The 24513-nt window shown below is 61.1% G+C and carries 25 protein-coding genes; 6 read left to right on the top strand and 19 right to left on the bottom strand.

The annotated features are described in order from the left end of the window. The first annotated feature begins 12 nt into the window (after positions 1-12). Positions 13-957, top strand: coding sequence for a GGDEF domain-containing protein (locus BM416_RS15920; RefSeq protein WP_092488682.1), 945 nt, complete (start codon positions 13-15; stop codon positions 955-957). Positions 958-1224: 267 nt separating this feature from the next. On the opposite strand, the gene BM416_RS15925 is transcribed toward BM416_RS15920, so the two are convergent. The 5 genes from BM416_RS15925 to BM416_RS15945 all read right to left on the bottom strand — a co-directional run bounded on the left by BM416_RS15925 (position 1225) and on the right by BM416_RS15945 (position 5503). After that, the gene (locus tag BM416_RS15925; protein WP_092488683.1) at positions 1225-1485 is read right to left on the bottom strand and encodes a hypothetical protein; all 261 of its coding nucleotides are present in this window, start codon (positions 1483-1485) and stop codon (positions 1225-1227) included. Between the two features lie 4 nt (positions 1486-1489). Further along, a complete protein-coding gene (locus BM416_RS15930) occupies positions 1490-1936 on the bottom strand; it encodes a GNAT family N-acetyltransferase (protein ID WP_092488684.1) in 447 nt (148 codons plus the stop codon). Between the two features lie 90 nt (positions 1937-2026). Further along, positions 2027-2356 carry a hypothetical protein gene (locus tag BM416_RS15935; RefSeq protein WP_065941186.1) on the bottom strand — a complete coding sequence of 110 codons (330 nt, stop codon included), beginning with the start codon at positions 2354-2356 and terminating at the stop codon, positions 2027-2029. 91 nt (positions 2357-2447) lie between these two features. Then, positions 2448-4949, bottom strand: coding sequence for a TonB-dependent siderophore receptor (locus BM416_RS15940; protein ID WP_092488685.1), 2502 nt, complete (start codon positions 4947-4949; stop codon positions 2448-2450). A gap of 116 nt (positions 4950-5065) precedes the next feature. Further along, positions 5066-5503 carry a DUF3995 domain-containing protein gene (locus tag BM416_RS15945; RefSeq protein WP_065927938.1) on the bottom strand — a complete coding sequence of 146 codons (438 nt, stop codon included), beginning with the start codon at positions 5501-5503 and terminating at the stop codon, positions 5066-5068. 93 nt (positions 5504-5596) lie between these two features. On the opposite strand from BM416_RS15945, the gene BM416_RS15950 reads away from it, so the two are divergent. Next, complete coding sequence (locus BM416_RS15950) at positions 5597-5986, top strand: DUF2946 domain-containing protein (protein WP_092488686.1); 390 nt, start codon at positions 5597-5599, stop codon at positions 5984-5986. Between the two features lie 95 nt (positions 5987-6081). Beyond that, a complete protein-coding gene (locus BM416_RS15955; RefSeq protein WP_092488687.1) occupies positions 6082-8208 on the top strand; it encodes a TonB-dependent receptor in 2127 nt (708 codons plus the stop codon). A gap of 83 nt (positions 8209-8291) precedes the next feature. Here BM416_RS15955 and BM416_RS15960 read toward each other — a convergent pair whose 3' ends face one another. Then, the gene (locus BM416_RS15960; protein ID WP_027606520.1) at positions 8292-9308 is read right to left on the bottom strand and encodes an ABC transporter substrate-binding protein; all 1017 of its coding nucleotides are present in this window, start codon (positions 9306-9308) and stop codon (positions 8292-8294) included. Between the two features lie 133 nt (positions 9309-9441). After that, positions 9442-9891 (bottom strand): hypothetical protein, encoded by a 450-nt coding sequence (locus tag BM416_RS15965; RefSeq protein WP_051429370.1) that lies wholly within the window; start codon positions 9889-9891, stop codon positions 9442-9444. Between the two features lie 416 nt (positions 9892-10307). Here BM416_RS15965 and BM416_RS15970 point away from each other — a divergent pair, with 416 nt between their 5' ends. The 3 genes from BM416_RS15970 (at position 10308) to BM416_RS15980 (ending at position 11229) form a co-directional block, all read left to right on the top strand. Further along, positions 10308-10574 carry a hypothetical protein gene (locus BM416_RS15970; protein WP_092488688.1) on the top strand — a complete coding sequence of 89 codons (267 nt, stop codon included), beginning with the start codon at positions 10308-10310 and terminating at the stop codon, positions 10572-10574. 115 nt (positions 10575-10689) lie between these two features. Beyond that, positions 10690-10920, top strand: coding sequence for a hypothetical protein (locus tag BM416_RS15975; RefSeq protein ID WP_065927941.1), 231 nt, complete (start codon positions 10690-10692; stop codon positions 10918-10920). A 72-nt stretch (positions 10921-10992) separates the two neighbouring features. After that, positions 10993-11229 (top strand): DUF2789 domain-containing protein, encoded by a 237-nt coding sequence (locus tag BM416_RS15980; protein ID WP_092488689.1) that lies wholly within the window; start codon positions 10993-10995, stop codon positions 11227-11229. A gap of 81 nt (positions 11230-11310) precedes the next feature. On the opposite strand, the gene BM416_RS15985 is transcribed toward BM416_RS15980, so the two are convergent. From BM416_RS15985 to iolE, 12 genes are all read right to left on the bottom strand, one after another. Next, positions 11311-12993: a methyl-accepting chemotaxis protein gene (locus BM416_RS15985; RefSeq protein WP_371856056.1), complete on the bottom strand. Its 1683-nt coding sequence runs from the start codon at positions 12991-12993 to the stop codon at positions 11311-11313. Positions 12994-13089: 96 nt separating this feature from the next. Then, positions 13090-13494 (bottom strand): TraR/DksA family transcriptional regulator, encoded by a 405-nt coding sequence (locus BM416_RS15990; RefSeq protein WP_003191666.1) that lies wholly within the window; start codon positions 13492-13494, stop codon positions 13090-13092. Between the two features lie 325 nt (positions 13495-13819). Then, positions 13820-14842 (bottom strand): ABC transporter permease, encoded by a 1023-nt coding sequence (locus BM416_RS15995; RefSeq protein WP_024076018.1) that lies wholly within the window; start codon positions 14840-14842, stop codon positions 13820-13822. A gap of 58 nt (positions 14843-14900) precedes the next feature. After that, positions 14901-16454, bottom strand: a complete 1554-nt coding sequence (locus BM416_RS16000) for a sugar ABC transporter ATP-binding protein (protein WP_092488690.1) — start codon at positions 16452-16454, stop codon at positions 14901-14903. A 65-nt stretch (positions 16455-16519) separates the two neighbouring features. Next, complete coding sequence (locus tag BM416_RS16005) at positions 16520-17455, bottom strand: sugar ABC transporter substrate-binding protein (RefSeq protein ID WP_027606526.1); 936 nt, start codon at positions 17453-17455, stop codon at positions 16520-16522. 48 nt (positions 17456-17503) lie between these two features. Beyond that, the gene (locus BM416_RS30590) at positions 17504-17680 is read right to left on the bottom strand and encodes a hypothetical protein (RefSeq protein WP_162844258.1); all 177 of its coding nucleotides are present in this window, start codon (positions 17678-17680) and stop codon (positions 17504-17506) included. A 127-nt stretch (positions 17681-17807) separates the two neighbouring features. Further along, positions 17808-18836: a Gfo/Idh/MocA family protein gene (locus BM416_RS16010; RefSeq protein ID WP_092488691.1), complete on the bottom strand. Its 1029-nt coding sequence runs from the start codon at positions 18834-18836 to the stop codon at positions 17808-17810. A 149-nt stretch (positions 18837-18985) separates the two neighbouring features. After that, positions 18986-19996 carry a bifunctional inositol 2-dehydrogenase/D-chiro-inositol 1-dehydrogenase gene (locus BM416_RS16015; RefSeq protein ID WP_092488692.1) on the bottom strand — a complete coding sequence of 337 codons (1011 nt, stop codon included), beginning with the start codon at positions 19994-19996 and terminating at the stop codon, positions 18986-18988. Positions 19997-20015: 19 nt separating this feature from the next. Next, the gene (gene iolD / locus BM416_RS16020) at positions 20016-21947 is read right to left on the bottom strand and encodes a 3D-(3,5/4)-trihydroxycyclohexane-1,2-dione acylhydrolase (decyclizing) (protein ID WP_092488693.1); all 1932 of its coding nucleotides are present in this window, start codon (positions 21945-21947) and stop codon (positions 20016-20018) included. A 10-nt stretch (positions 21948-21957) separates the two neighbouring features. Continuing rightward, positions 21958-22773: a TIM barrel protein gene (locus BM416_RS16025; RefSeq protein WP_092488694.1), complete on the bottom strand. Its 816-nt coding sequence runs from the start codon at positions 22771-22773 to the stop codon at positions 21958-21960. A gap of 22 nt (positions 22774-22795) precedes the next feature. Then, the gene (gene iolB, locus BM416_RS16030) at positions 22796-23584 is read right to left on the bottom strand and encodes a 5-deoxy-glucuronate isomerase (protein ID WP_065941172.1); all 789 of its coding nucleotides are present in this window, start codon (positions 23582-23584) and stop codon (positions 22796-22798) included. Next, the gene (gene iolE, locus BM416_RS16035; protein ID WP_092488695.1) at positions 23581-24474 is read right to left on the bottom strand and encodes a myo-inosose-2 dehydratase; all 894 of its coding nucleotides are present in this window, start codon (positions 24472-24474) and stop codon (positions 23581-23583) included. Before iolE ends, iolB begins: the two co-directional genes overlap by 4 nt. Between the last annotated feature and the right edge of the window lie 39 nt (positions 24475-24513).

The raw sequence follows: 24513 nt of genomic DNA on the forward strand, positions 1-24513 counted from the left end.
GAGCCGTCCACCATGAGCATTGCCCCTCCGAGCCAGCCCGACAGCGACGTATACCGCACGCTGCTGGAGTCGACCAAGGCCATCCCGTGGCGTATCGACTGGCAGAGCATGACCTTCAGCTATATCGGCCCGCAGATCGAAACGCTGTTGGGCTGGACCCCGCAAAGCTGGGTCAGCGTCGACGACTGGGTCTCGCGCATGCACCCCGATGACCGCGAATACGTGGTGAATTTCTGCGTGTCGCAATCCCGTGCCGGGGTAGACCATGAAGCGGATTACCGGGCCCTGACGGTGAACGGCGACTATGTATGGATCCGCGACGTGGTGCATGTGGTGCGCAAGGACGGTGAAGTCGAGGCGCTGATCGGCTTTATGTTCGATATCAGCGAACGCAAGAAGACCGAAGAACACCTGGTGCGCCTGCAAAAGCAACTCGAGGAATATTCCTACCAGGATGGCCTGACCGGCATCGCCAACCGGCGCATGTTCGACACCGTGCTCGAGCGCGAATGGGCCAGCGCCCAGCGCAGCCAGTTGCCTCTGTCGTTGATCATCCTGGATATCGATTTTTTCAAGCAGTACAACGACCACTATGGCCACATCAAGGGCGACGAATGCCTGCGCCAGGTCGCACACACCCTGTCACTGGCCGCCAACCGGCCCCGGGACTTCATCGCCCGTATCGGCGGTGAGGAGTTTGTGTGGTTGCTGCCGGAAACCGACGCGGCATCGGCGAAACAGGTGGCACAGCGCTGCCTGCACCTGATCTGCCAGCAACAGATCGAACATGGCTGTTCAGCGGTGTCGAACCTGCTGACCCTGAGCCTGGGCGTAGGTACGCGCATCGTCAAACCCGACAGCCCGATGCTGGGTTTTGTCGAAGATGTCGACAAGTTGCTCTACCAGGCCAAACGCAATGGACGGATGCGTGCGGAGTTTGCAGAAGGTGAAGTTTGACGCCGGGGGTTAAATTCCAGGCAAAAAAAATCCCAAGTAGCTGATGGAAACTTGGGATTTAAAAATGCATAAACCGTGGGAGGTGAACGCCCGGCTATAATAACCAGTGTAAAAAGCTGTAACAAGAAAATTTTATATCCTTTCGTCGGATTAAAAGCATTGTAAGTCCTTCAATAACCACATGTTTTTTAAGGTGGCGAAGCATATAAGTGCCACTTTTTGGTGCAACTACTGCCGATATTTCCACTTATAAAAAAGGGTTATTAGTTAAGGCGGCGTGACACTCTTCGACCCGCTCTGCCCCAATTGCTTGCAGGTATCGCGAAGTTCGAGACCCGCGGAGGTGGCCACACTGGCGACCCGCTCAACCTGCCGGCAAAGTGCCAAACGTTCGGCCGCTTCTTCGCGCTCGCGATCCGCCCTGGCATTGAGCTGCATGAAATAGCCCCCGAGCAACCCCGCCACGCACAGCACGCCAAGGGCAAAGTAGCGCAAGCCGTGGGACGATGGCGGGACTGCTGGATTCATCGGCTTACCCTGCCCTGCTCTTCTGATAGCGAACGTCGTCAGCCTCGACCCGCCCCACCACCGACCAGCCCAGGCGCCGGTAGAACCCGTTGGCGCGGATTTCGTCGCGCCCGTCGGTGATCAGAAACAGCGTGTCGTGGTGTTCGAACAATGCAGCCTCTGCCACTGCCATCAACTGCCGGCCCAGGCCCAGGTTTTCATGGGAGGGCAATACGAACATCGCAAATACCTCGCCCTCGGCCAGATCGACCATGGCAAAGGCAGCACGCACGCCGTCCACTTCGGCGACCCAGGCGCAGGGTGCTTCACGGATGCTGTCGGCCAGCACCTGGGGGGTAATGCCCAGGTCCGCCATCTGCGCGACACTCAAATGGTTTTGCACCACCGAAGTGCGGATGGCAAACAACGCGTCGATATCGTCCAGGGTCGCAAGGCGAATAACCGTATGCATACAAGCCTCCTCTCTCAGGAGCGCAATTGTATGCAAATGGAAACATGCGTTTGTCGTGGATTTGTAAGCCGGGCACCCGCGAGTAGGGCTTTACTTGCGTGCCACTTTGTAGCGCACGCAATCCTGATAGAAACTCTGGCGAATCGCTTCGGGCTTGAGCCGTGAACGACTGTCATAGGTCTGTTCGGTGATGCCCATGGCCATCATGCGCATCCAGGATTTACTGAACTTGATGGTCTGGATCTTCTGCCGTGCGGCGTACAGCGACACCCCCGACAGCTTGAGCTCCTGGGCCCTGGCGGCCGTGCCGGCGCCCCAGCTGCACATGTACTTGTCACCCTCGCGCAGCTCCCGTGCCTGCACGGCAGCCGCGCCGCCGGCCAGGGAGCAGGCGATCAGCATGATTCCAACAGTGCGCATTTGCTTCCTCACCTAACCACCTGAAAATAAAAGCGATTCTGGCGAGAATTTTGTTACAAAGGGGCCATTAAATTGCCTTATCGGCGTGCCATCACCATTGGTAGGTCGCACTCGCCTGCACGGTGCGCTGCGAGCCATACCAGCACCACGAGTAGGAATAGCACGACGCGACGTACTCTTTATTCGCCAGGTTGGTGGCATTCAGGGCCAGGCGCAGGTTGTCCTTGAGGTTGGCGATGTTCGGAATGTCGTAGTGCACCGCCGCATCGAACAGGGTGTAGCCCGGCACCTTCAGGGTGTTGGCGGTATCGCCCCAGGACGAACCGACATACCGCGCACCCGCGCCGGCACCGAAGCCCTTGAGGTTGCCATCATGGAAGGTGTAGTCAGCCCACGCCGACGCCGTGTGGCGCGGTACCGCATAGGTGGTGGTGCCCTCGGCGTTGATGGCCGGGCCTACGCCGATATCGCTGACGGGGGCGTAACGCACGGTGTTATTGGACTTGCTGATGCGGTTATCCAGGTAGGCATAGGCCGCCGTGATGTCCAGGTTGTCGTTGAGGCTGGCCTTGCCTTCCAGTTCAAAACCACGGGATTGCACTTCGCCGTCCTGGCTCTGGCAGCGACCGCTGCCGCACAGGTGGGTGGGGTCCGGGTCGGTGGTGAGGACGTTGGTCTGGCGCAGGTCGAAGATCGCCGCGGTGATAAAGCTGTTGCTGCCGGGCGGCTGGTACTTGATGCCGATTTCATACTGCTTGCCTTCGGTCGGCTTGAACACCGAACCGCCATAACCGGTGCCCGATTGCGGGTTGAACGACTCCGCATAGCTGGCATAGGGCGCCAGGCCGTTATCGAAGAGATAGACCAGGCCAATACGCCCGGTAAAGGCCTTGCTGTCCAGGGAGGACTGGCTCTTGGCCCCGGTGCGCAGGGTCTTGGTGGTGCTGTCGGTGCTGGCCCAGTCATAACGTCCGCCCAGCAACAGCACCCATTTATCCCACTTCATCTGCTCTTGCAGATAGACGCCGGTCTGTTCGCTGCGCGACGTACCGTCGGTGGTGTACGCCGGTACCGGCACGGCCGCGCCATAGACCGGGTTGAAAATATCCAGGGTCGGCCCGGCGGTATACGTCCCTGAGCCCAACAGGGTATCGGTGCTGGTGTTCTGGTAGTCGAGCCCCATCAGCAGGGTGTGTTGCAGTGGACCCGTGTCGAATTTGGCCTGCACCTGGTTATCGAGGGTGTAGGCATCCATGTCGACGTCACTGGCAATGGTGGAGCGTCGAATGGTGCGGTAATCCGCCATCAGGTAGTTGCTGTAGAGGCTGCGATAACGTCCTTCGCTGCGCAGGTAACGCGCGTTCTGGCGCACCGTCCACACATCGTTGAGGTGATGCTCGAAGGCCCAGCCGATGGAGTAGTACTCGCGATCGCTTTTCTCGAAGTTCTTTTCGCCGTCGTAGAAGTCCACGTCGATACTGCGCCCGGTCGGGCTGTGCAGTACCGAGCCCCAGGCCGGCACCGAACCGTAGGACGCGCCCTTGGGGTCCTTCTGGAAATGCCCGAGCAAGGTCAGCGAGGTGTCTTCGTCCGGTCGCCAGGTGAACGCGCTGGACAACGATTGGCGACGGGTTTCGGTGTGGTCGACCTGGCCATCGGCATCGTCGAACAGCCCCGCCACGCGGTAGGAATACACGCCTTGATCGTCAATCGGCCCGCTCAAATCGAAGGTGGTGCGCTTTTTGCCGAAGGTGCCGTATTCGACGCCCACTTCATGGAACGGCGTATCCAGCGGGCGCTTGCTGACCATATTGATCACCCCGCTCGGCGTGCCCTGCCCGTACAGCACCGACGCCGGGCCGCGCAGCACTTCGACACGCTCCAGGTCGAAGGCATCCTTTTGCGGCAAGGCATCACGGCTCGACGGCATGCGCAGGCCGTCGAGGTAAGTGGCCGGGGCAAACCCACGGATGGTCAATTGGTCGAGACGCGACGCCGTGGCACCGCGGGTTTCCGGGATGACCGCGGCGCTGTAGCGCAGGATCTGGTTGAGGCTCTCGGCGTTCTGCGCACGCATCTGGTCTTTGGTGACGATGGAGATCGACTGCGGGGTTTCGATCAGCGCGGTATCGGTCTTGGTGCCCGACAAACTGCGCGTAGCCACATAACCGGACACCGGCCCGGTAGGGCTTTCGGCCTGGTACGCGCCGCTGATGGTGGTGGCCTGCAGCTCCATGGCACCGCCGTTATCCGGGATGGCTTCCAGGCGGTAGCGGCCGGCAGAGAGCTTCAGCGCCTGCAGGCCGCTGCCGGCGAGCAACTGGGCCAGCGCCACGTCGGTGGCGTACTGCCCGCTCAAGCCGTTGCTGCGTTTGCCGCGTGTCAGGCTCGCATCAAACGCCAATACCAGGCCCGCCTGCTCGGCCAGGCTATTGAGCGCCTGGCTCAAGTCACCGGCCGGAATCTGAAAGCCACGTACAGTGCTGCGGCTTTCTTCGGCGAAGGCGGATTGGAGATTCAGCAACGGCACGGCGGCGAAAGCCAACGCCACTGACAGGGCCAGTGGGTGCAAGGGGCGAGCAAGGCGCGACATGGGAAATCCTGGGTAATAGAGGTTCTATTAACCATGACGGCCAGGTCGGCAAATCGGGCAAGGATGAGAGCAGTTTTTATTTGAGCGACGTAGATCGGTGTGTTGTGTCTCCCTCATTAACCCCACGCCACCACCAACAATCCCACCCCCAACGCCAGGCACAACGGCGAATAGAACCACGTATCCCACCGCGCAAACCGTGACCCGCCGACCTTCTTGAAAAACCCCACCAACTCCGAATCCCCAATCGCCCTGGCAAACATCAGCAGGGCAATCGCGCTGATTCCCCATTGCAGCGCCGCATGGGAGACCGCCGAAAAGTACAGCCCGGCCCGCAGGCACACCAGCAGCGCAATGCCGACCAAGCCCATCGCCACCAGAAAGGTACCCAGCGCCGAGGGCTTGAATGCAGGGCGAGGGCCGCTGGCGAATTCGCCGGGCAGTTGGGGGATGGCGGCGAGGCTGCCGAGTTTGCCGCCGGCAGCCCAGTACAGGTGCACCATGCTGATGCACGTAAAAACACCGACGATCCAGCGTGCGATGACAAAGCTCATGGCGGGCGCTTCCAGAAAAGGTGCGAAACAGGATAGTCGCCCTGGGATTTTTTGCAGGCATTTCGTCGGCGGCTGATGGTAAAGTGCCGCCCCATGAAACTCGCCCGCGCCGACCGCTCGCTTATTGCCTGGATGCTCTATTGCTGCGTCCTGTTCAATGTGTTCGCCTGCAGTATCGGTCACGGGCAGATGGTGGGGATGCAGCTCAATGGCACCGGCGGGCAGTTCTGTACGGTCGACCCGCGTACCCAGGCGCCCACGCCGTCCAACTCCACCGATGAGAGCCTGCCGACGCTGGCCAAGGCGTTCGGTTGCCCGCTGTGCTCCACCGGCGGCATGGGCCCGGCGCTCAGTTCCAGCCTGAATGTGGCGGTGTTGCCACAACCCCATGCACCACCGCCGGCCGTGGTGTTGGCTGCTGACATCCCTGCCCGCTTCACCTGGCCCACGGCTAACCCGCGCGCGCCGCCCGCCTTCGCCTGATCCCTTTGCTTTCCCATCTGCACTGACCGCCGGTTCCACACGGAATGACGGACGGCCGTGCGTTGTTTTCAAGCCAAGTTTTTCAGGATTCAACCATGAAACATCTACCCCTGTTGGCGGGCCTGTTCGGCTGCCTGCCTGTCTGCGCCTGGGCCCTCGAATTGGCTCCGACCACCATTGATGGCGAATCAACTGCCGAACCCGGCCTTACCCTGGATCAATCCAGCGGCGTCGCTTCGCGGCTGGGACTGAGCGTGCGGGAAACCCCAGCGTCGGTTGCCATTGCCAACCGCAATGACATCGAACGCCATGGCGCCAAGACGTTTCGCGATGCCGCCAACACCCTGCCCGGCGTCAACGCCAGCGCGCCGCCGGGTTTTGGCGGGTTTGTCTCTTACCGTGGGTTTACCAGCAGCCAGATCACCCAGATGTTCAACGGTATCAATGTCGCCACCGGCCTGGCCCGGCCAGTGGACGCCTGGATCTATGACCGGGTGGAGTTGGTGGGTGGCCCCTCCTCCTTGATCAACGGTGCCGGCTCCGTCGGCGGCTCGCTCAACTATGTGACGAAGCTGGCCACCCATGAGGAGCAGGCCGCCGAAGGTCAGCTCACCTATGGCAGCTACGACACCACCGGCATGGCATTCGGCGTCAATCACGCGCTGACCGAGCCCGGCGCCGACGTGCAGCATTACGCGCGCCTGGATGTGAGCCGCAACACCAACCACAGCTACATCGACCGCGACCAGCGTGAGGCCTGGAGCCTGGCGTTTTCCCTGCTCAGCGACCTCACCCCCGACCTGTCCCATACCCTGGCCCTGGAATACCAGGATGAACAGGAAGACAGCCCTTACTGGGGCACGCCGGTGCTCAACCCCAAGGCCGGCGAGCTGAAGATCGACAAACACAACCGTTTCAATAACTACAACGTCGCCGACGGCCGTTACGAGCAGCGCACGATTTGGGCGCGCTCGATCATCGACTACCGGGTCAACGACAGCACGACGCTGAAAAATACGCTCTACCACCTCGACAGCCAGCGCGATTACCGCAACCTCGAAACCTACCAATACAACGCCGGCAACAGCGCGGTAAACCGCTCGACCGCCTACCAGGTGCGCCACCAGGGCGAACAGCACGGCAACCAGTTCGAGCTGCGCCATGACGACCGCCTCTTCGGCCTGTCGACCACCTGGTCCGGTGGTTTTGAGTACAAGGTCAACAGCACCACCAACACGCCGCTGAATGTGCCGGGTAACAGCACCGTGGACCCGAACGGCTTCGCCCCCGGGTACTTCTACGACATCCCGCGTACCCGGGAGAACTTCGGCAAGGACAAGACCAATGAGGTCACCACCAAGGCGTTGTTCGTGGAGAACCGCCTGGGCCTTACCGAAAAACTCTCGCTGCTGAGCGGCCTGCGTTACGACGCCATCGACCTGGATGTGACTAACCACCGCGGGGTCACGGCCACCAACCCACGGCACTTCAAGCGCCGTTGGGAACCGGTGACCGGTCGCGTCGGCCTGACCTACCAGTTCACCCCATCGGCCAATGTCTACGTGCAATACAGCACCGCCGCCGAGCAACCGAGTACGACCACCCAGGTGTTCGATGTGTCGACCGGCAAACAATGGGAGGTGGGCAGCAAGTTCGACTACCTGGACGGCCGTGGCTCGGCCACCGTTGCTGTCTATAAGATCGAACGCAAGGATTTTGCCGTAACCGACCCGCAGGACCCGACCACGAGCATCCCGGTCGGCGCGCAGTCATCGAAGGGCATCGAGCTGGCCAGTTCATTGCGCATCACGCCCAGGCTGCTGGCGGAAGGCAACATCGCCTGGGTGGATGCCGAATACGATGAGTTCAACGAGAAGATCGCCAGTGGCGCGGTGGTCTCGCGCAAGGGCAATACACCGACCAACGTGCCCGGGCGCGTCGGCAACCTGTGGTTGACCTATGACTTTGCCGAGGACTGGCAAGGCGGCGTGGATGCACGCTATGTCGCCGAGGTGTATGCGGACAATGCCAACACCCAGACGGTGCCGGCCTACACGCTGTTCGGGACGTTCCTGCGCTATCAGGTGGATTCACATACCTCGGTGACCGGCCGGGTGCGCAACCTGACCAATGAGGTGTATGCCGAGTTTGCCCATGTGTCCCCGGCGTATTATCTGGGAGCGCCACGGACATTCGAGCTGGCGGTGCAAACCAGATTCTGACGCGACCGTGCAAACAACATGTGGGAGGGAACAAGCCCTCTCCCACATTATTTTTGATCTCCGCTCGGCAATAAGCGCCGTGTTTACTTCAAGCTGGCTTCGACCTTCTGCGCCACATCCTCGGTCAACCACGCCTTCCACACCTCCGGGTGCTCCTTGAGGAACGCCTGGGCCACCTCCCGGGGCGCGGTGTGGTTCTCGCTCATGGTCGCCAGGGCTTGGTTCAGCGGCCCAATCGGCAACTCGACCTTCTCGAAAAACCCGGCAATCTGCGGATGTTCCTTCTGGAACGGCGTGGACACGCCAATACTCAGCTTGGATGCCAACGACCGAGTAGGCTTCGGATCGGGGTTATCCGCATCCGTCAGGGTCTTCCAGGCCTCGGCATCGAACGGTGGCTCCTCCAGCTGGATCAGCTTGTAGCGCCCCATCAACGGCGTCGGTGACCAGTAGTAGAACAACACCGGTTTGCCGCGACGGATGGACGAGGCAATTTCGGCATCCAGTGCAGCTCCCGAACCGCTGCGAAAGTTCACGTAGCTGTCATCCAGGCCATAGGCCTTGAGCTTCTGTTTGTTGACCACTTCCGAGGTCCAGCCGATGGGACTGTTGAGGAAGCGCCCCTTGCCGGGAGACTCCGGGTCCTTGAACACGTCCTTGTAGCGCGCAAGGTCCTTCACGCTCTTGAGGTCCGGTGCCAAGGGCTTGATACCTTTGGACGGATCACCCTTGACCACGTATTCAGGCACCCACCAACCTTCGGTGGCCCCCTTGACCGTATCCCCCAGGCCCACGACCTTGCCCTCGGCCTCGGCCTTGACCCACACCGGGCTGCGGCCGGCCCACTCTTCACCGATGACCTGGATGTCGTTCTTGGCCAGGGCGGTTTCCAGGGTGATGGTGGTACCGGGCAAGGTGTCGGTGGGCAAGTCGTAGCCCTTCTCGACGATGACCCGCAGTATTTCGGTGATCAGGCTGCCGCTTTCCCAGTTCAGGTCGGCAAAGTGCACCGGCGCTGGCGCGGCCGAAACGGGCAGCGAAGCCACTGCTAGACCCAGGGTCGTCAGCGATGCAGCCAACAGCGTTCTCAATCCTTTCATGCCCTTGCACCTCGCGATGTCGCAGCAAACAACGAACGGCTTTGCTGTCTATGCGCGAAGCCTCTGAATAGTTAAGTCAACTCAACTGTAGTAGAGGTTCCGGGAGATAGGAGATGTTCGCAGTATTTACCGATTATTCACTGGCCTTGAACGTCACCAGCTCACCCTTGCGCCATTTGGCGGCCTTGCCGGTCACGGCCTTGAGGGTCTTGGTCAGGCCTTCCTGCAGTTGTTCATGGGCCGCAAACACCAGCATCACACTGTGGCCTTCCTTGAAGACGATGCCCTGGCCCTCGGGCGAGGACACAAAGGCATAGTCGCCCAAACCATACACCGTCAACTTGATGTCGCGGAACTTGAGTTCGAACTTGCCACCTTCGCGACTGGGCAATACCGCAGCACGGAAATGGTCGCCCACCTTGAGTTCCAGACGGGGTTTGTCATCCACAACCATTGCCGCTTCGGTATCGATTTCGGCGATGTAGATGCCTTCCGGCGTCTGCTCGGTGATGTAAACAAAACGGGATTGAAACTGCTTGACCAACTTTGCGCGCAAATCACCCAGCACGAACAACGCGTGCATATCCAGATTACTGACTGCCAAGGAAACGCCCCCACATCGAAATAAAGCACTGACCGCCAGAGCGGGCAGCACAAAGAAACGGCCATCTCGGCACGATCACACAACACATTCATGGAAAAACTGAAGAAGACCCCGTTGCTGCGCCCAAAGCCCCGGACAGGCATGCACGATGGGCCTTGCGCAGGGACATCAGGCATCGCAGGAGATCACAGGTTCAATAACCAGAGAATACCGGTCGACCCGCTTCAGAGAATAACACTATTAAAAACGCAGTTTCCGACAGCTCATACAAACAAAAACACCTCGGCGTGGAACCAGATGCCGACTGCCGACGACAATACTAAAACAGCAACACGGGTCAAAACCACCTGTAACGCCGCTGGTGGGTCAACAAGATCGATCGACAGGAGCTGACCATGCAACGACGCCAATACGACGCTATGTCTCCCCGCACTCGTTCATCATGTCAGGACGAACAACAATACTACTGCTTACGCAGTCCCAACGGGTACTCCGATTCCGTTCTTTACCAGGTTGTACCCGCCGGAAGAAACTTCTTCCATATCCGCGAAGTCACCAGTGGCAGGATCAAAGGCTTTCGCAGCGACCACATCGAGGCCTGTGAACTGGCCAAGCGGCTGGAGGCCTCCCTGCACGGCGGAATCGTTTCGTCACCCGGATGACTTTACTGCGCCGCCGCCCTTCAACAACTGCCATACTGGCCTGTCCATTGGAATTTGCTCCCGCACGGGCCAGGTTTCATCAGTGCTGTTGGTTACCTCGAAGGGAAGGCGATACGTGACGGAATTTGATATTGGCGAATTTTTCATCCATGGCGACGCAAGGGAAGTAGACGGTGAGTTTCAAGCAGTGATCGTGATGCGCGCCAAGCCGCCGTTGACCACCGTCACCACGCACCAGGTCGAAAAAGACCGTTGGTTCAAGACCCTCGACACTGCCGCCAGCGCCGGAAAAGAATCCGCCCAGGCACTCAAGGCTGCAGTGGATTCAGGGGCACTGACCTCCTGACAATCCGATCGAACTCTACCGCGCCACAAGCCTCCCATGCATAACGATCCCGAAACCCGCACGGAGACTGACATGGACGCGCCAATACCGACACTCGAAACCTTATTCGAACAATTGGGCCTGGACTCAACCCCCGAAGCTATCGACGCCTTCATTGTCGAGCATCCGCTGAGTGACGACGTCAAGTTGATCGACGCGCCGTTCTGGACGCCGCAGCAGGCACAGTTCCTCAAGGAAGAACTGCGTGAAGACGCCGATTGGGCCATGGCGGTGGATGAGCTGAACCAGCGCCTGCATCAACCGCAGTAACCCACTCAATCCCGGCTGCCTGGGCGCAATAGCGCTTGCCAGGCAGCTGGTATTTCCCCGCCTCACAGACAACAACAATCCCTAGCGCGCAGCCTTCGCCCCCTCCGGCTTATACCCCAGGCGCAAGCCACCCCAATGCCGCCCCCGGACCATGATCGGCACCGACAAGTCGTGCATCAACTCGCCGGTGTCGCGGGTGTAGGTCTGCAATAACACCGCTTGCTGGTGGCTGCCGCAGCGGATCCCGGTGCGGTCTTCGAACTTGCGCTTGGTGCGGTTCTGCACCGCGTCGACCTGGGCATCGCCGGTCAGTGCCTGGGAGAACGCCTTGTTGTGCGTCGGCACATAGCCCTGGGGCGTGCAGGCGATGGCAAATACCAAGCCTTCATGGCGTGGCAGCAGTGCTTCCTGGATGGCCGGCAGTACCTGGTCGGTGTAGCCATCGAACCGGCTGTGGTACTTGCTCGGGCTGGTGTTGGGGATCAAGGTGTAGCTGCGGTCGAACAAGTCATCCAGGCTGATGCGGTTCTGCTGTACATCGGCTTCGAATTGCGCGGCAATCCGGCTCGCGCCTTCGCGCGCCAGGTCGTAGATGCGTTGGTGATAGTCATCCAGCCCGACTTCCGCCAGGCGCTCACTGATCGTTTCCGCCTGCCCTTCCATCTGCACAGCGGCATCGGCCAACTGGCGGGTCTGCTGGTCGCTCACGATAAGATCGCTGCGCATTTGCTCCACGGCGTGGAACAGGCTGTCGAGTTGGGCGCGGTTGGTGTCGGTGCCCTGGGCGATTTCATTGACCTGGCCTTCCACACCCGCCGCCAGGCCGGCAATGTTCTCCAGGTGCTCGCCGGCGTGCTCCACCTGCTCGACACCGGTGTGCAAGTCTGCCGAGAGCTGGCGAATCTGCTCAACCACCTGGGCAGTGCGTTGCTGGATATCCGCCACCATCACCCCGACTTCATCGGTGGCCGTGGCTGTGCGGCCCGCCAGCCCACGCACTTCATCCGCCACCACGGCGAACCCGCGACCGTGCTCACCGGCCCGCGCCGCTTCAATTGCGGCGTTGAGCGCCAACAGGTTGGTCTGGCTGGCAATGGACTGAATCACCAGGGTCACCCGCTGGATTTCTTCACTGCGTTGGCTCAGGGCTTCAATCAACTCCCGACTGGCATTGGCGCGCTGGCTGAGCTGGTGCATACGAATGATCGACTGGGCCAGCACTTCACGGCCTTCAGTGCTGCGCTGATGGGCCTGGCTGGCCGCCTGCAGGGCCTCGCGACTGAGTTGAGAGGTGACCTTTTCGGTGCTGATCATCACTTCGGCACTGCTGACGATCTGCTTGGCCGCGCCCAATTGCGATTGCACTCGAGCCGCCAATTGCTTGACCGAATAAGCGACGCCGGCAGCGGACAGTGCGTTGTGGCTGGTGGTATAGGACAGATCGCGGGTCAGCTCGCCAATGGCATCGGCAGTGGCGGGCGGTGCCGTGCGGGAGGTGCGGTTCATAAGGCCTGGCAGCCAGATCACCAGCAAGGCAATGGGCAGGCAGAGGTATATCGGCAGGCTGGCAAACGCCAGGCCCAGCAGTACCAGCACCAGGGCGGCGCTCTGCAGGAGCGGCATCAACCAGCCGGGCAACCCGCGCACCACCGGTTGCGGTGGCACTGCTGTGCCCATCAGAGCTCCGTCTCCAGCCATTGTCGTTACCCCACTGTTTGTCATTTTTGTCCCTGCATTAAACGCCACTATCCAGCCATTATCCATGGGCCTTTAGTGGGGTAGCCTGCAGCAGATCAATAGACGGGGCGTAACGGGTCTTTCTCCGGGGAACCGCCCAGGCGATCCCCCAGCTTCAGCGCATCAGGCTTGGCGCTGGTGCTTGTCGATCTGCTCGTGGCGCTCTTGCGCCTCGATGCAGTACTTGGTGGTCGGGCTGATCAGCAGGCGCTTGAGGCCGATAGGCTCGCCGCTGTCATCGCACCAGCCGAAGGAGTCTTCCTTGATGCGTTCCAGTGCACGTTCAAGCTGCGGCAGCATGCGCTGGTCGCGGTCGATGGCATTGACCAGCCAGGTGCGCTCTTCTTCAACGGAAGCGGCGTCGGCAGGGTCGGCCGGGGTGTCCAGGCTTTCAATGGCGATGCGGTTCTGCTCAATGCGCTCGTGGTGTTCCACCTTCATGTCCTGCAGCAACTTCTCGAAAAAAGCGTGCTGTTCGGCATTCATGTAGTCATCCGCCGGCATGGCCAGCAACTTTTCCTTTGTCATTGATTTCTCTATAAAAAATACGTGCATTAAGGCGAATAAGGGAGCGTTCCGGTCGACCTCTGCAGGTCTCGGAAAGGCGCCATCCATTCCAAGCGCCACCCGGCACTCAATTTACGAGGGGCGGCAGTCTAAGGCCGACTTGAGGGCACAGCAACTGAAATGACAGGCATTTTTACCGATATAACCCCCAAAGGCACCAGGACGGGCTTGGCGAATGGTCATCGGAGTGCGTTTATAGCAGGAAAGTTCGTAGAGCAGCTATAAGCCGCAAGCTGCAAGCGACAAGCTGTAGAGCTCATCGGACTTGCAGCTTGCAGCTTGAAGCTCAGCGCTTGAGCTTGCGCTTGTTGCGGTACTGGTCGATCACCACCGCCACCACGATGATCAGGCCCTTGATGATGTCCTGGATATACGCATCCACCCCGACAAAGGTAAACCCGCTGGCCATCACCCCGAGGATCAGCGCGCCGATCACGGTACCGGTGATACGCCCTACCCCGCCCGCCAGGCTGGTGCCGCCGATTACCGCGGCGGCAATCGCATCCAGCTCATAGGACATGCCCATGCCGGCCTGGCCGGTGGCGGCGCGTGCTGAAGCCACCACACCCGCCAGGCCTGCCAGGAGACCGGCAATGCTGTAGACGATGATCAGGTGCCGCTTGACGTTGATCCCCGAGGTCCGCGCCGCCTGCATATTGCCGCCGATGGCGTAGGTGTACTTGCCGTACTTGGTGTAGCGCAGGGCGATATGGAAGATCACCGCCACCACCAGGAAAATGATCACCGGCATCGCGCCATGACCGATGGCCGTGTACGAATCCGAGAGCATGCTCACCGGCTGGCCTTCGGTGTAGTAACGCGCCAGGCCACGAGCCGAAACCATCATGCCCAGGGTCGCGATAAACGGCGGAATACCCGTGACGGCGATGATGCTGCCGTTGATCGCCCCCGCCAGCAGCCCCACACCCAACCCCATCGCCACCGGAATCCACACCGGCAAGTCCGTCAGCGAAGGGAACACCGCCCGGGAAAAATCGGAGGTTTGCGCCAAACTGGCGGCGATCATCGCCGACAGCGCCAGCACCGAGCCCGACGAGAGGTCGATCCCCGTGGTGATGATCACCTGGGTCACCCCGATCGCCAGCAAGCCGATGATGGACACTTGCAGGATCATCAGCACCAGGCGCTGGGAGTTCATCAGGAAGCTCTGGTCCCGCACGATCCAGCCAAACAGCTCAAACACCAGGCCGATGCCGATCAGCACCAGGAAGATGCTCAGCTCGGTGGGCAAGCGCCGACGGTGCTTGACCGGGGCCGTGGCAGGCTTGTTGTCTGTTATTGCGTTCATAGCCAATCACCTTCTTATTCTATGGCGCGGGCCAACCGCAGGCCCGCGCGGCTGTTCGTCAGTGGACTGCGGTCATACCGGAAGCCAGCTGCATGACTTTTTCCTGGGTCGCATCCGCACGGTCCAGGGTGCCCATCAGTTCGCCTTCGTGCATCACCATCACCCGGTCGCTCATGCCCAGCACTTCAGGCAGCTCGGAGGAAATCATGATCACCGCCATGCCTTCGCTGGCGAGGAAGGAGATCAAGCGATAGATCTCGGCCTTGGCCCCCACGTCGATGCCCCGGGTCGGTTCATCGAGGATCAGCAAGCGTGGGTTGGTCATCAACCAGCGCGCCAGCAAGGCTTTCTGCTGGTTGCCGCCGGACAGGGTGTCGATGCACTGCTCCAGGGACGGCGTCTTCACCCGCAGTTTCTTGCACATGTCCTCGCACAGGGCGCGCAGGGCTTTCTGCTGGATAAAACCGTTGCCCGAATAGTGCGGCAGCACGGCCATTTCCATGTTTTCCAGCACCGACAGGCAGGGGAACAGACCACTGAGCTTGCGGTCCTCGGTCAACAGCGCAAAGCCTTTTTCGATGGCCATGTGCGGGTCGCTGATGCGCACCGCCTCGCCATCCAGGGTGATCTGCCCACCGCTGCTGGGGGTGATGCCGAAAATGGTTTCCGCCACATTGGTACGCCCCGAGCCCATCAGCCCGGCGATGCCGAGGATCTCACCGGCATGCAGGTCGAACGACACGCCCTGGAACACCCCGTCCAGGCGCAGGTCGCGCACCGACAGCAGCAGTTCGCCGATGGGCGTCTCGCGCACCGGGAACAACTGGCTCAGCTCGCGACCCACCATCATCGAGATCAGGCTGTCGCTGTTCATGCTGTCGGCGCGTTGCAGGCCGATGTACTGGCCGTCGCGGAACACCGCCACTTCATCGGCAATGGCGAACACTTCGTTCATTTTGTGCGTGATGTAGACGATGCCTTTGCCCTGGGCCTTGAGGTCGGCAATGATCGAAAACAGGTGGGCCACTTCCTTTTCGGTAATGGCCGATGTCGGCTCATCCATGATCAGGATGTCGGAGTCGTAGGACACAGCCTTGGCAATCTCGACCATCTGCCGCTCGGCGATGCTCAGGTTGCCCACGTGTTCCTCGGGGTCCAGGTTTATGCGCAGGCGCGCCAGCAACTCGGCGGTGCAGCGGTGCATTTCGCGGTGGTTGACCATGTGCAGGCTGTTGAGCTGCTCGCGGCCGATCCAGATATTCTCGGCGATGCTCATGTGCGGCATCAGGTTGAGTTCCTGGTGGATCATCGCGATCCCGGCTTTCTGCGCAGCCAGCGGCGTGTCAAACACGATGGGCTTGCCGCGCAGGCGGATTTCACCGGCGTCGGGCTGGTAGATGCCGGCGATGATCTTCATCAAGGTCGACTTGCCCGCACCGTTCTCGCCCATCAGCGCCAGCACCGTGCCGGGGCGCACACGCAGTTGTACGTCGGCCAGGGCCACGACGCCGGGAAAGCCTTTGCTGATGTTGACGATCTCCAACAGGTAGGGTTCGTCCAGCGGCAACGGCTGGATCCCGGGAGGCTGCGAGACAGTGGCTTGAGCGAGCATAAGACGGTACTCCATCAGCAGGGCGGGCACGACCGCCCTGCCGGTTCATTGTTGTTATGTCAGGGCTACTTGAACGTGGCGACGTTTTCCGGGGTGATCAGCTGGAACGGGATGATCACGTTCTGCTCGACCGGTTCCTTCCTGGCCATTTTGCGCGCCGCTTCCACCGAACCCACTGCCTGGCCCTTGGCGTCCTGGAACGCGGAGGCGGCCATGTCACCCTTGGTGATCGCATTCAAGCCATCCGGCGTACCGTCGACACCCGCGATCAGCACACTGCCCTTTTCCTTGCCGGCCGATTTCAGCGCCATGGACGCGCCGATGGCCATCTCATCGTTGTTGGCCAGTACCGCATTGAACTCGCGGCCCTGGGTCAGCCAATCGTTGACCAGGGTCATGCCCTTGTCCCGCAGCCAGATGCCGGTCTGTTCCTGTTCGATCTTGATGTCCGGGTACTTGGCCAGCACTTCCTTCACACCCTTGGTGCGGTTGGTGGTGGAATTGTTCGCCAGATCGCCCAGCAGGATCACGATCTTGCCCTTGCCGCCGAGCTTTTCAGCGATGTACTGCATTTGCAGCTTGCCGGCCTCGACATCATCGGAGGTCACGGCCACCACGTCCTTGGGCAAGTCCTTCTGGTCGGGACGGCGGTTGACGAACACCAGCGGGATGCCGGCCTTGGTCGCGGCATTGATGATGTTCTTGGTAGAGGCCGTGTCGACCGGGTTGACGATAATGGCGTCGACTTTCTGGCTGATGAAGTTCTCCACCTGGCTCAGCTGCTTGACCACATCGGCGCGGGCGTCTTCGAACTGCAGCTGCACGCCGTCACCCTTGGGATAGGACTTGGCCTGCTTGTCCATGTCTTCGCGCAGGTAAGTGAGGAAGGTGTCATCGAACGCGGACATGCTCACGCCGACCTTGATGTCGGCGGCGCTGGCAACACCGCTGGCCAGCAGCATGGATAAAGCCAGCGCGGTAAAACGGATCGGGGTCTTCATGAACGGTCTGTCTCCACTTTCTTGTTGGTTTTTTGGACGTTGCGTTTATCAGAGCTCGGCAGGCACTCGTACGACCGGTGCGCCTGGAATGCAGCAGACCAGCGCGCCCTGGTTTTCGACGCACAGCACATTAAGGAAGGAGAAGTAGAACGGCCGGGCGCGGGGCAGGCCGCGGGGCGTGTGGGCAGGGCGTAAAACTCGCAGTACAGCGTTGAAGATTTTCATCTGACGGTACCTGGTTGTTTTTGATCTTGTTTTTGTTGAGTCGTGCGAATCGAGTCCGAACGTACTTTATGCAACCTGGAAAAGACTTTATTGGAAAATAATTTCCATATCAACCTGTTTTAGAATTTTATTCTATTTTTGTTGAAACCACCTGCTGGCGCTCGGCGCTGAGGCGTGCGGCGTCCAATATACGCGTGGTTTCCAGCGCGTCATAAGCGTCCACGGGCAACGGGCCCTGCCCGTTTACTGCCGCTTGCAACTGGCGATAGAACTGGGTCCAGCAGCCCTTCTCCGACGGCACTCGCTCACGTTCCGGCCCCTGTTCGAACCAGCCCCAGCGGCGATGTTCTTCTGCGCCCCAGTGTTCGCCTTCGGTTTTCGGCGACTTGCCGGCCATCAGCGCCTCTTCCTGGCCATCCAGCCCGTCCACGGTGTAGCAACCCAAGGTGCCACTGACGCGAAAACGCGGGGCTTGGCTGTTCTGCAGGGCGTTGCCCCACAAATGGGAAACCACCCCGTTGGCGTGGGTCAGGGAGACGAAGAAGCCGTGATCGACAGTGGGGTATTCAGGGGTGAACTGTAACTGCGCAAAGACCCGCTCCACCGGACCGAACAGTTGCAGCGCCTGGTCCACCAGGTGGCTGCCCAGGTCCCGCAACCAGCCGCCGCCGCTGGCATTGCCCACGGCCTGCGGGCTGTAGCGCTCGACGCGGGATTCAAAGCGGGTGATCTCGCCCAGGGCACCGGCGTCGATCAATTTGCGCAGGGTCAGGTAGTCCGAGTCCCAGCGTCGGTTCTGGTAGACACTGAGCAACACCTCATGACGCTCGGCGGCAGTGATCAGCGCCTGGGCCTGTTCGGCGTTGGCGGCAAAGGGTTTGTCGCTGACCACCGCCACACCGTGTTCGATGGCTTCCAACACCAGCGCCGGGCGGCCCTTGAGGGTGGTGGAGATGACCAGGGCATCGACACCGGCTTCGACGATCTGGCCGATGCTGTCAAAGGCCTGGACGCCGGGGTGGTCGGTTGCCAGTTGCTGGCGACGTTCGGGTGAGCGAGTGACGACACCGACAAACGTTGCGCCGGGCAAAGTCGCAATCAGCGGCGCATGAAAGAAGCGCCCTCCGTGGCCATAGCCGACAAGTCCGATTCTCATGATCAACTCCTGAATTGAATTGGAAACCAATCAACTGTGGGAGGGGGCTTGCCCCCGATAGCGGTGGGTCAGATAACAACTGGTTGACTGACACACTGCCATCGGGGGCAAGCCCCCTCCCACATTTTTAACAGAGTTCCTTCAGTGATTTAGCCGTAGAAGTTCGGACGATCCGGCAGGCTGACCTTCACAATCTGCTCACTGCTCTGGGCCTCGATACACGCATCCGCCGCCACCGCCGCCGCAAAGCCATCCCACGCCGACGGCCCACCCACCTGACCGGCGCGCACGCTATCGATGAAGGCCTGCAACTCCACGTCATAGGCCCCGATAAAACGGTCCTTCCAATCCATCAGGATTGCATTCGACAGCTTGGCCCCACTGCGCAGCTGCACCTGGGACGGCTCCGGCAATTTGGCGATGCCGGTCTCCCCCACCACTTCGCACTGGATGTCGTAGCCGTACTGGCAGTTCACAAACACTTCCACGTCGATACGGGTGCCCTTGGCGGTTTCCAGCAGCACGATCTGCGGGTCGCGCAGATGGGCCAGGGCCTTGCTGGTCTTGCGCGGGAACACCACCTGCACCGACACGTAGTCGTCGTTGAGCAGCCAGCGCAGAACGTCCAGCTCGTGGATCAGGGTGTCGGTAATCGCCATGTCGGTCTTGTAGTTCTCGCCCACCGTCGGGTTGCGGTGCGCGCAGTGCAGCATCAACGGCTCGCCGATCTGGCCGCTGTCGATCACCGCCTTGAGGGCGCGATAACCTTCGTCATAGGGACGCATAAAGCCCACTTGCACCAGGCGCTTGCCGTAGGCCACTTCGGCGTCGACGATCTTGCGGCAGCCTTCAGCCGTCACCGCCAGGGGCTTCTCGCAGAACACCGGTTTGCCCGCGGCGATGGCGGCGAGCACGAACTCCTCGTGGCTCGGGCCCCAGGACGTGACCAGGATCGCCTCGACCTGCGGCGAGTTGATCAGCCCATGGCCATCCGCGTACACCTCGGCGTCCAGCTTCAACTCCGCGACCACCTTGGCGGCCTGCTCAAGGTTGATGTCGGTCACCGCCACCACCTGGCTGTTGAGCAGGGTCTGGCTGCAACGACGAATATGATCGCGGCCGATGGCGCCGGTACCGATTACACCAAGCTTCAAAGACATACAAACGCTCCTCTTGTTATTAGTACTGCCGGGCCTTGGCCAGGTGTTCATTGAGTTTTTTCGCCGCCGCGTTGGTGCGCTCGCTGGTGGACACCTGCGCCACCCCCACCCGCCACCACGACAGGTAGCCGTGGACCATGGTCTTGGGCAGCACCTTGATGTCGATCAGGGTCGAGACGCTTTGCGTGCGCGCATCGGCCAGGGCCGCTTCCAGCTGCTCCACCGTGCTGACCTTGTAGGTCTTGCAGCCATAGGCCGCCGCACTCATGGCGAAATCCACCGGCACCAGGCCGCCGTCGAGCTTGCCGCTCTCGGGGTTGCGGTAGCGGAACTCGGTGCCGAAGCTGTCCATGCCGTTGCCGATCTGCAGGTTGTTGATGCAACCGAAGGCCATGTTGTCGAGCAGCACCACGTTGATCTTGCGGCGTTCCTGGATCGAGGTGGCCAGCTCCGAGTGCAGCATCATGTAGGAGCCATCGCCGACCAGGGCATAGACCTCCTTGGTCGGTTCGGCGAGCTTCACGCCGAGGGCGGCGTTGATCTCATAGCCCATGCACGAATAACCGTACTCGACGTGGTAGGTGTTGACGCCCTTGCTGCGCCAGGCACGCTGCAGGTCGCCGGGCAGGCTGCCGGCTGCGGCGACGATGATCGCGTCGTCGGCCAGGGTCTGGTTGAGGACGCCGAGCACCCGGCTCTGGGTCAGGCACGAGCCGGTCAGTTCGATGAATTCACGCAGCACGGCGCGGTCCAGGTGGTCGTCGACTTCCGGCACGAAATCATCGCCGTGGTACTCGACCTGATGCACACGGTCCACTTCGGCGTCCAGCTGCGCCTTGGCGCCGGCGATCTGCTCGCCCCAGCCGGAACGGTAATCACCGAGGGCATCGGCCAGCGCTTCGAGGGCGACCTTGGCGTCGGCCAGTACCTGCACGCCGTCGAGTTTCAAGGCGTCGCAGGGGCTGATATTGAGGTTGAGGAACTTCACCTCGGCATGCTTGAACAGCGATTTCGACGAGGTGGTGAAGTCGGTGTAACGGGTGCCGATGCCGATGATCAGGTCGGCCTCGGGCGCCAGCAGGTTGGCGGCCAGGCAGCCGGTTTCACCGATACCGCCCACATTCAGCGGATGGCTGGAGACCACCGCGCTCTTGCCCGCCTGGGTTTCGGCGAAAGGAATATCAAAGCGCTCGGCAAAGGCTTGCAGCGCGGCATTCGCACCGGCGTACTTCACGCCACCACCGCAGATGATCAACGGCTTGCGCTTGCCCCGGAACGCGGCCAACCCATCGTCGATCATCGCGGCGGTGGCCGGGCGGCGGTCGATACGATGCACCCGTTTTTGCAGGAAATAGTCGGGGTAGTCCCAGGCCTCGGCCTGCACGTCCTGGGGCAGCGCCAGGGTCACCGCGCCGGTTTCGGCGGGATCGGTGAGCACGCGCATGGCATGAATCGCCGCCGTCATCAGTTGCTCGGGGCGGTTGATGCGGTCCCAGTATTTGCTCACCGAACGGAAGGCATCGTTGGTGCTGATGCTCAAGTCGTGGAACTGCTCGATCTGTTGCAGCACCGGGTCGGGCTGGCGGCTGGCGTAGACATCGCCGGGCAGCAACAGCAACGGGATACGGTTGGCGGTGGCGGTCGCCGCAGCGGTGAGCATATTCGCCGCACCCGGGCCGACGGAGGCGGTGCAGGCGTAGATCTTGCGGCGCAGGTGCTGCTTGGCAAAACCGATGGCGGCATGGGCCATGCCCTGCTCGTTACGGCCCTGATGCACCACCAGGTCGCCGCTGTCCTGCTCCAGGGCCTGGCCCAGGCCCAGCACGTTGCCGTGGCCGAAAATAGTGAACACGCCGGCGACGAACTTGCTCTGCACGCCATCGACTTCGATGTACTGGTTGTCCAAAAACTTCACCAGGGCCTGGGCCATGGTCAGTCGGGTGGTGGTCATGTCGCGCCCCTTATCGTTTCTGCAGGTGGGCGATGCTTGCCCCCAAGGCCTGCTGGATATCCGCCAGCTCGTGCACGCTTGTCGCAAACGGCTCGAACGACAGGTAGCCGCTGTAACCGCTGCTGAGCAAGGTGTCGATCTGCGCGGTATTGCCGAGGATATCGCCCTCGCCCACCAGCACGCGGTGGCCGTCGCGGATCGAATTGAGCGGCGCCTGGGCGTCTTCCACGCCGGAGATATGCACCAGCCCGGTCAGTTCCGGGAAGAACTCATGCTCGCTGGCCAGGTGGTGGTGGAAGGTGTCGTGCACCAGGCGGAATACATCCAGGCCGCCGATGGACTGGATCGCATCCACCGCCACGCGCTTGCGGCGCATGGCACATTCTTCAAAGCCCAGTGGCTCGATAAACCCGAGGATCCCGTACTCGCGCAGGATCGGCGCCAGTTGGCTCAACGCGGTGCGCAAACCGGCGGCGCGCTGGGCTTCGTTGCGGGTGTCGCCGGGTTCGTTGAACGGGCACATCACCAAGCCTTGCGCACCACATTCGCGGGCATAGGTGGCGAGCGCTATCGCCTGGGCGCGGCGCTCGTCATTCCACACGTCAAAGGGGTACAGCGCGTTGATCGACAGCACCGTGATGCCCTGGGCCGCGCACAATTCGCGCACGCGGCTGGCCGGGGTGCCGTATTCGATCTGGCGATCCTTGAGGTCGTTGCGAATCTCGATGGCATCGCATTTCAAGGCCACGGCCAGCTGGATGAAATCCGGCAGGGACAGGTTGGGCGCGACCATACGGTTGAGGGCAAAGCGTAGAGGCGACTTCATTGTTGTTCTCCGTCCAAACCGTTTAAAGGTCCAGCAGCCAACTGTGCTGCGGGTCGTTGTGGAAATGCCAGGCGCGCTTGGGGCCGGCCATCACGTTCAGGTAGTAAGACTCGTAGCCATACGGCACGCTGACCGGGTGATAGCCCTTGGGCACCACTACCAGATCGCTGTTTTCCACGGCCATGGCCTGGTCGATGCTGCGGTCGTCGGTGTACACCCGCTGGAACACAAAGCCCTGGGGCGGGTTGATCTGGTGATAGTAGGTCTCTTCGAGAAAGCTCTGGTGCGGCAGGTCGTCGGTGTCGTGCTTGTGCGGCGGGTAGCTCGACGAATGCCCGGACGGCGTGCGCACTTCCACCACCAGCAGCGAATGGGCCGGGTCGGTATCCGGCAGGATGTCGCACACGTAACGGGTGTTGGCGCCTTTGCCGCGGACGCTGCGCTTGCACTGTTCCGGGCGGATCAGGCGTGGCTCGAAGCCCGGCGCACCCGGTGCGGCGCACACGGCAATCTGCACGTCGCTCAACGCGGTGACCTGGGCATCGGTACCCGGCGGCAGATAGGCGGCGAACGGCGATTTGTCCTCGAACACCGACTGGCGATCACCGAGGTTCTGCCAGTTGAAGCCCTCGCCTTCGATAGTCACCCGGCCGCTGAGCAGCACCAGGCACAGCTCTTTATCGCCGGCAGTCACCGGCAATGTTTCGCCGAGGCTCAGACGGTAGGCGGCAAAGCCTACGTACTCCAGGCGGCCCTCTTCCAGGGCGACCATGGTCTGCCCGCGTTTACTGCTTTTTACCAGCAAGCTCATGGTTGGGTCCTCTCGTCGAGAAGCGCACGCAATGTGTCATAGCCCTTTTTCGCATAGACGTAGCTGGGCGCCACGGCCGGGTCCTGCTCGGCTTCCACCACCAGCCATCCCGCGTATTTCGCGGCCATCAGCACATCGAGCAACTCGGCAAAATCTATATCGCCGTCACCGGGCACGGTGAAAGTGCCGTTGACGATGCAATCGGGGAAGCTCCACATCTGGTTACGCGCCAGTTGCACCACGGCTTTGCGCACGTCCTTGAAATGCACATGGCAGACGCGGTCGATATGCGTGCGCAGCACCTCTATGGGTTCGCCGCCGCCCATGTAGCAGTGGCCCGAATCGAACAGCAGGCCGACTTCCGGCCCGGTACGCCGCATCAACTGATCGATGTCTTCAGGCGATTCGACGTACGCGCCCATATGGTGGTGGTAGGCCAGGCGCACGCCCTGGGACAGGGTGAAACGCGCCAGCTCGGTGAGCTTGTCGGCGTAGTCCTGCCAGGCCTGTTCACTGTGGAACCGCGGACGTTCGATCAGGCGAATGCGCGAGCCCTGGATCGAATCGGCCACCTCGCCGTACACCAGCACCTTGGCGCCGTTTTGTTTCAGCAGTTCGACGTGGCCGGCGATGGCCTCGATTTCTTCGGCCACCGAACGACGGGCCAGGCGACTGGAGTACCAGCCGGAGACCAGCGCCAGGTCATAGGGGCGCAGGACGTCGCCGACGCCCTTGGCGTCCTTGGGGAATTTGCCGTTGAGCTCGAAACCTTCGTAGCCGATTTCCTTGCCTTCGCTCAGGGCGGTGCTCAGCGGGGTTTCACCGCCGAGGGCCGGAAGGTCGTCGTTGCTCCAGGAGATCGGGTTGATGCCAATTCGGATTGCGGGCATGGCTGCACCTTTATTATTTTCAGGTATCACTGAGATCTG

Origin of the sequence: Pseudomonas sp. NFACC42-2 (assembly GCF_900116055.1) — a bacterium.
Lineage (GTDB): Bacteria > Pseudomonadota > Gammaproteobacteria > Pseudomonadales > Pseudomonadaceae > Aquipseudomonas > Aquipseudomonas marginalis.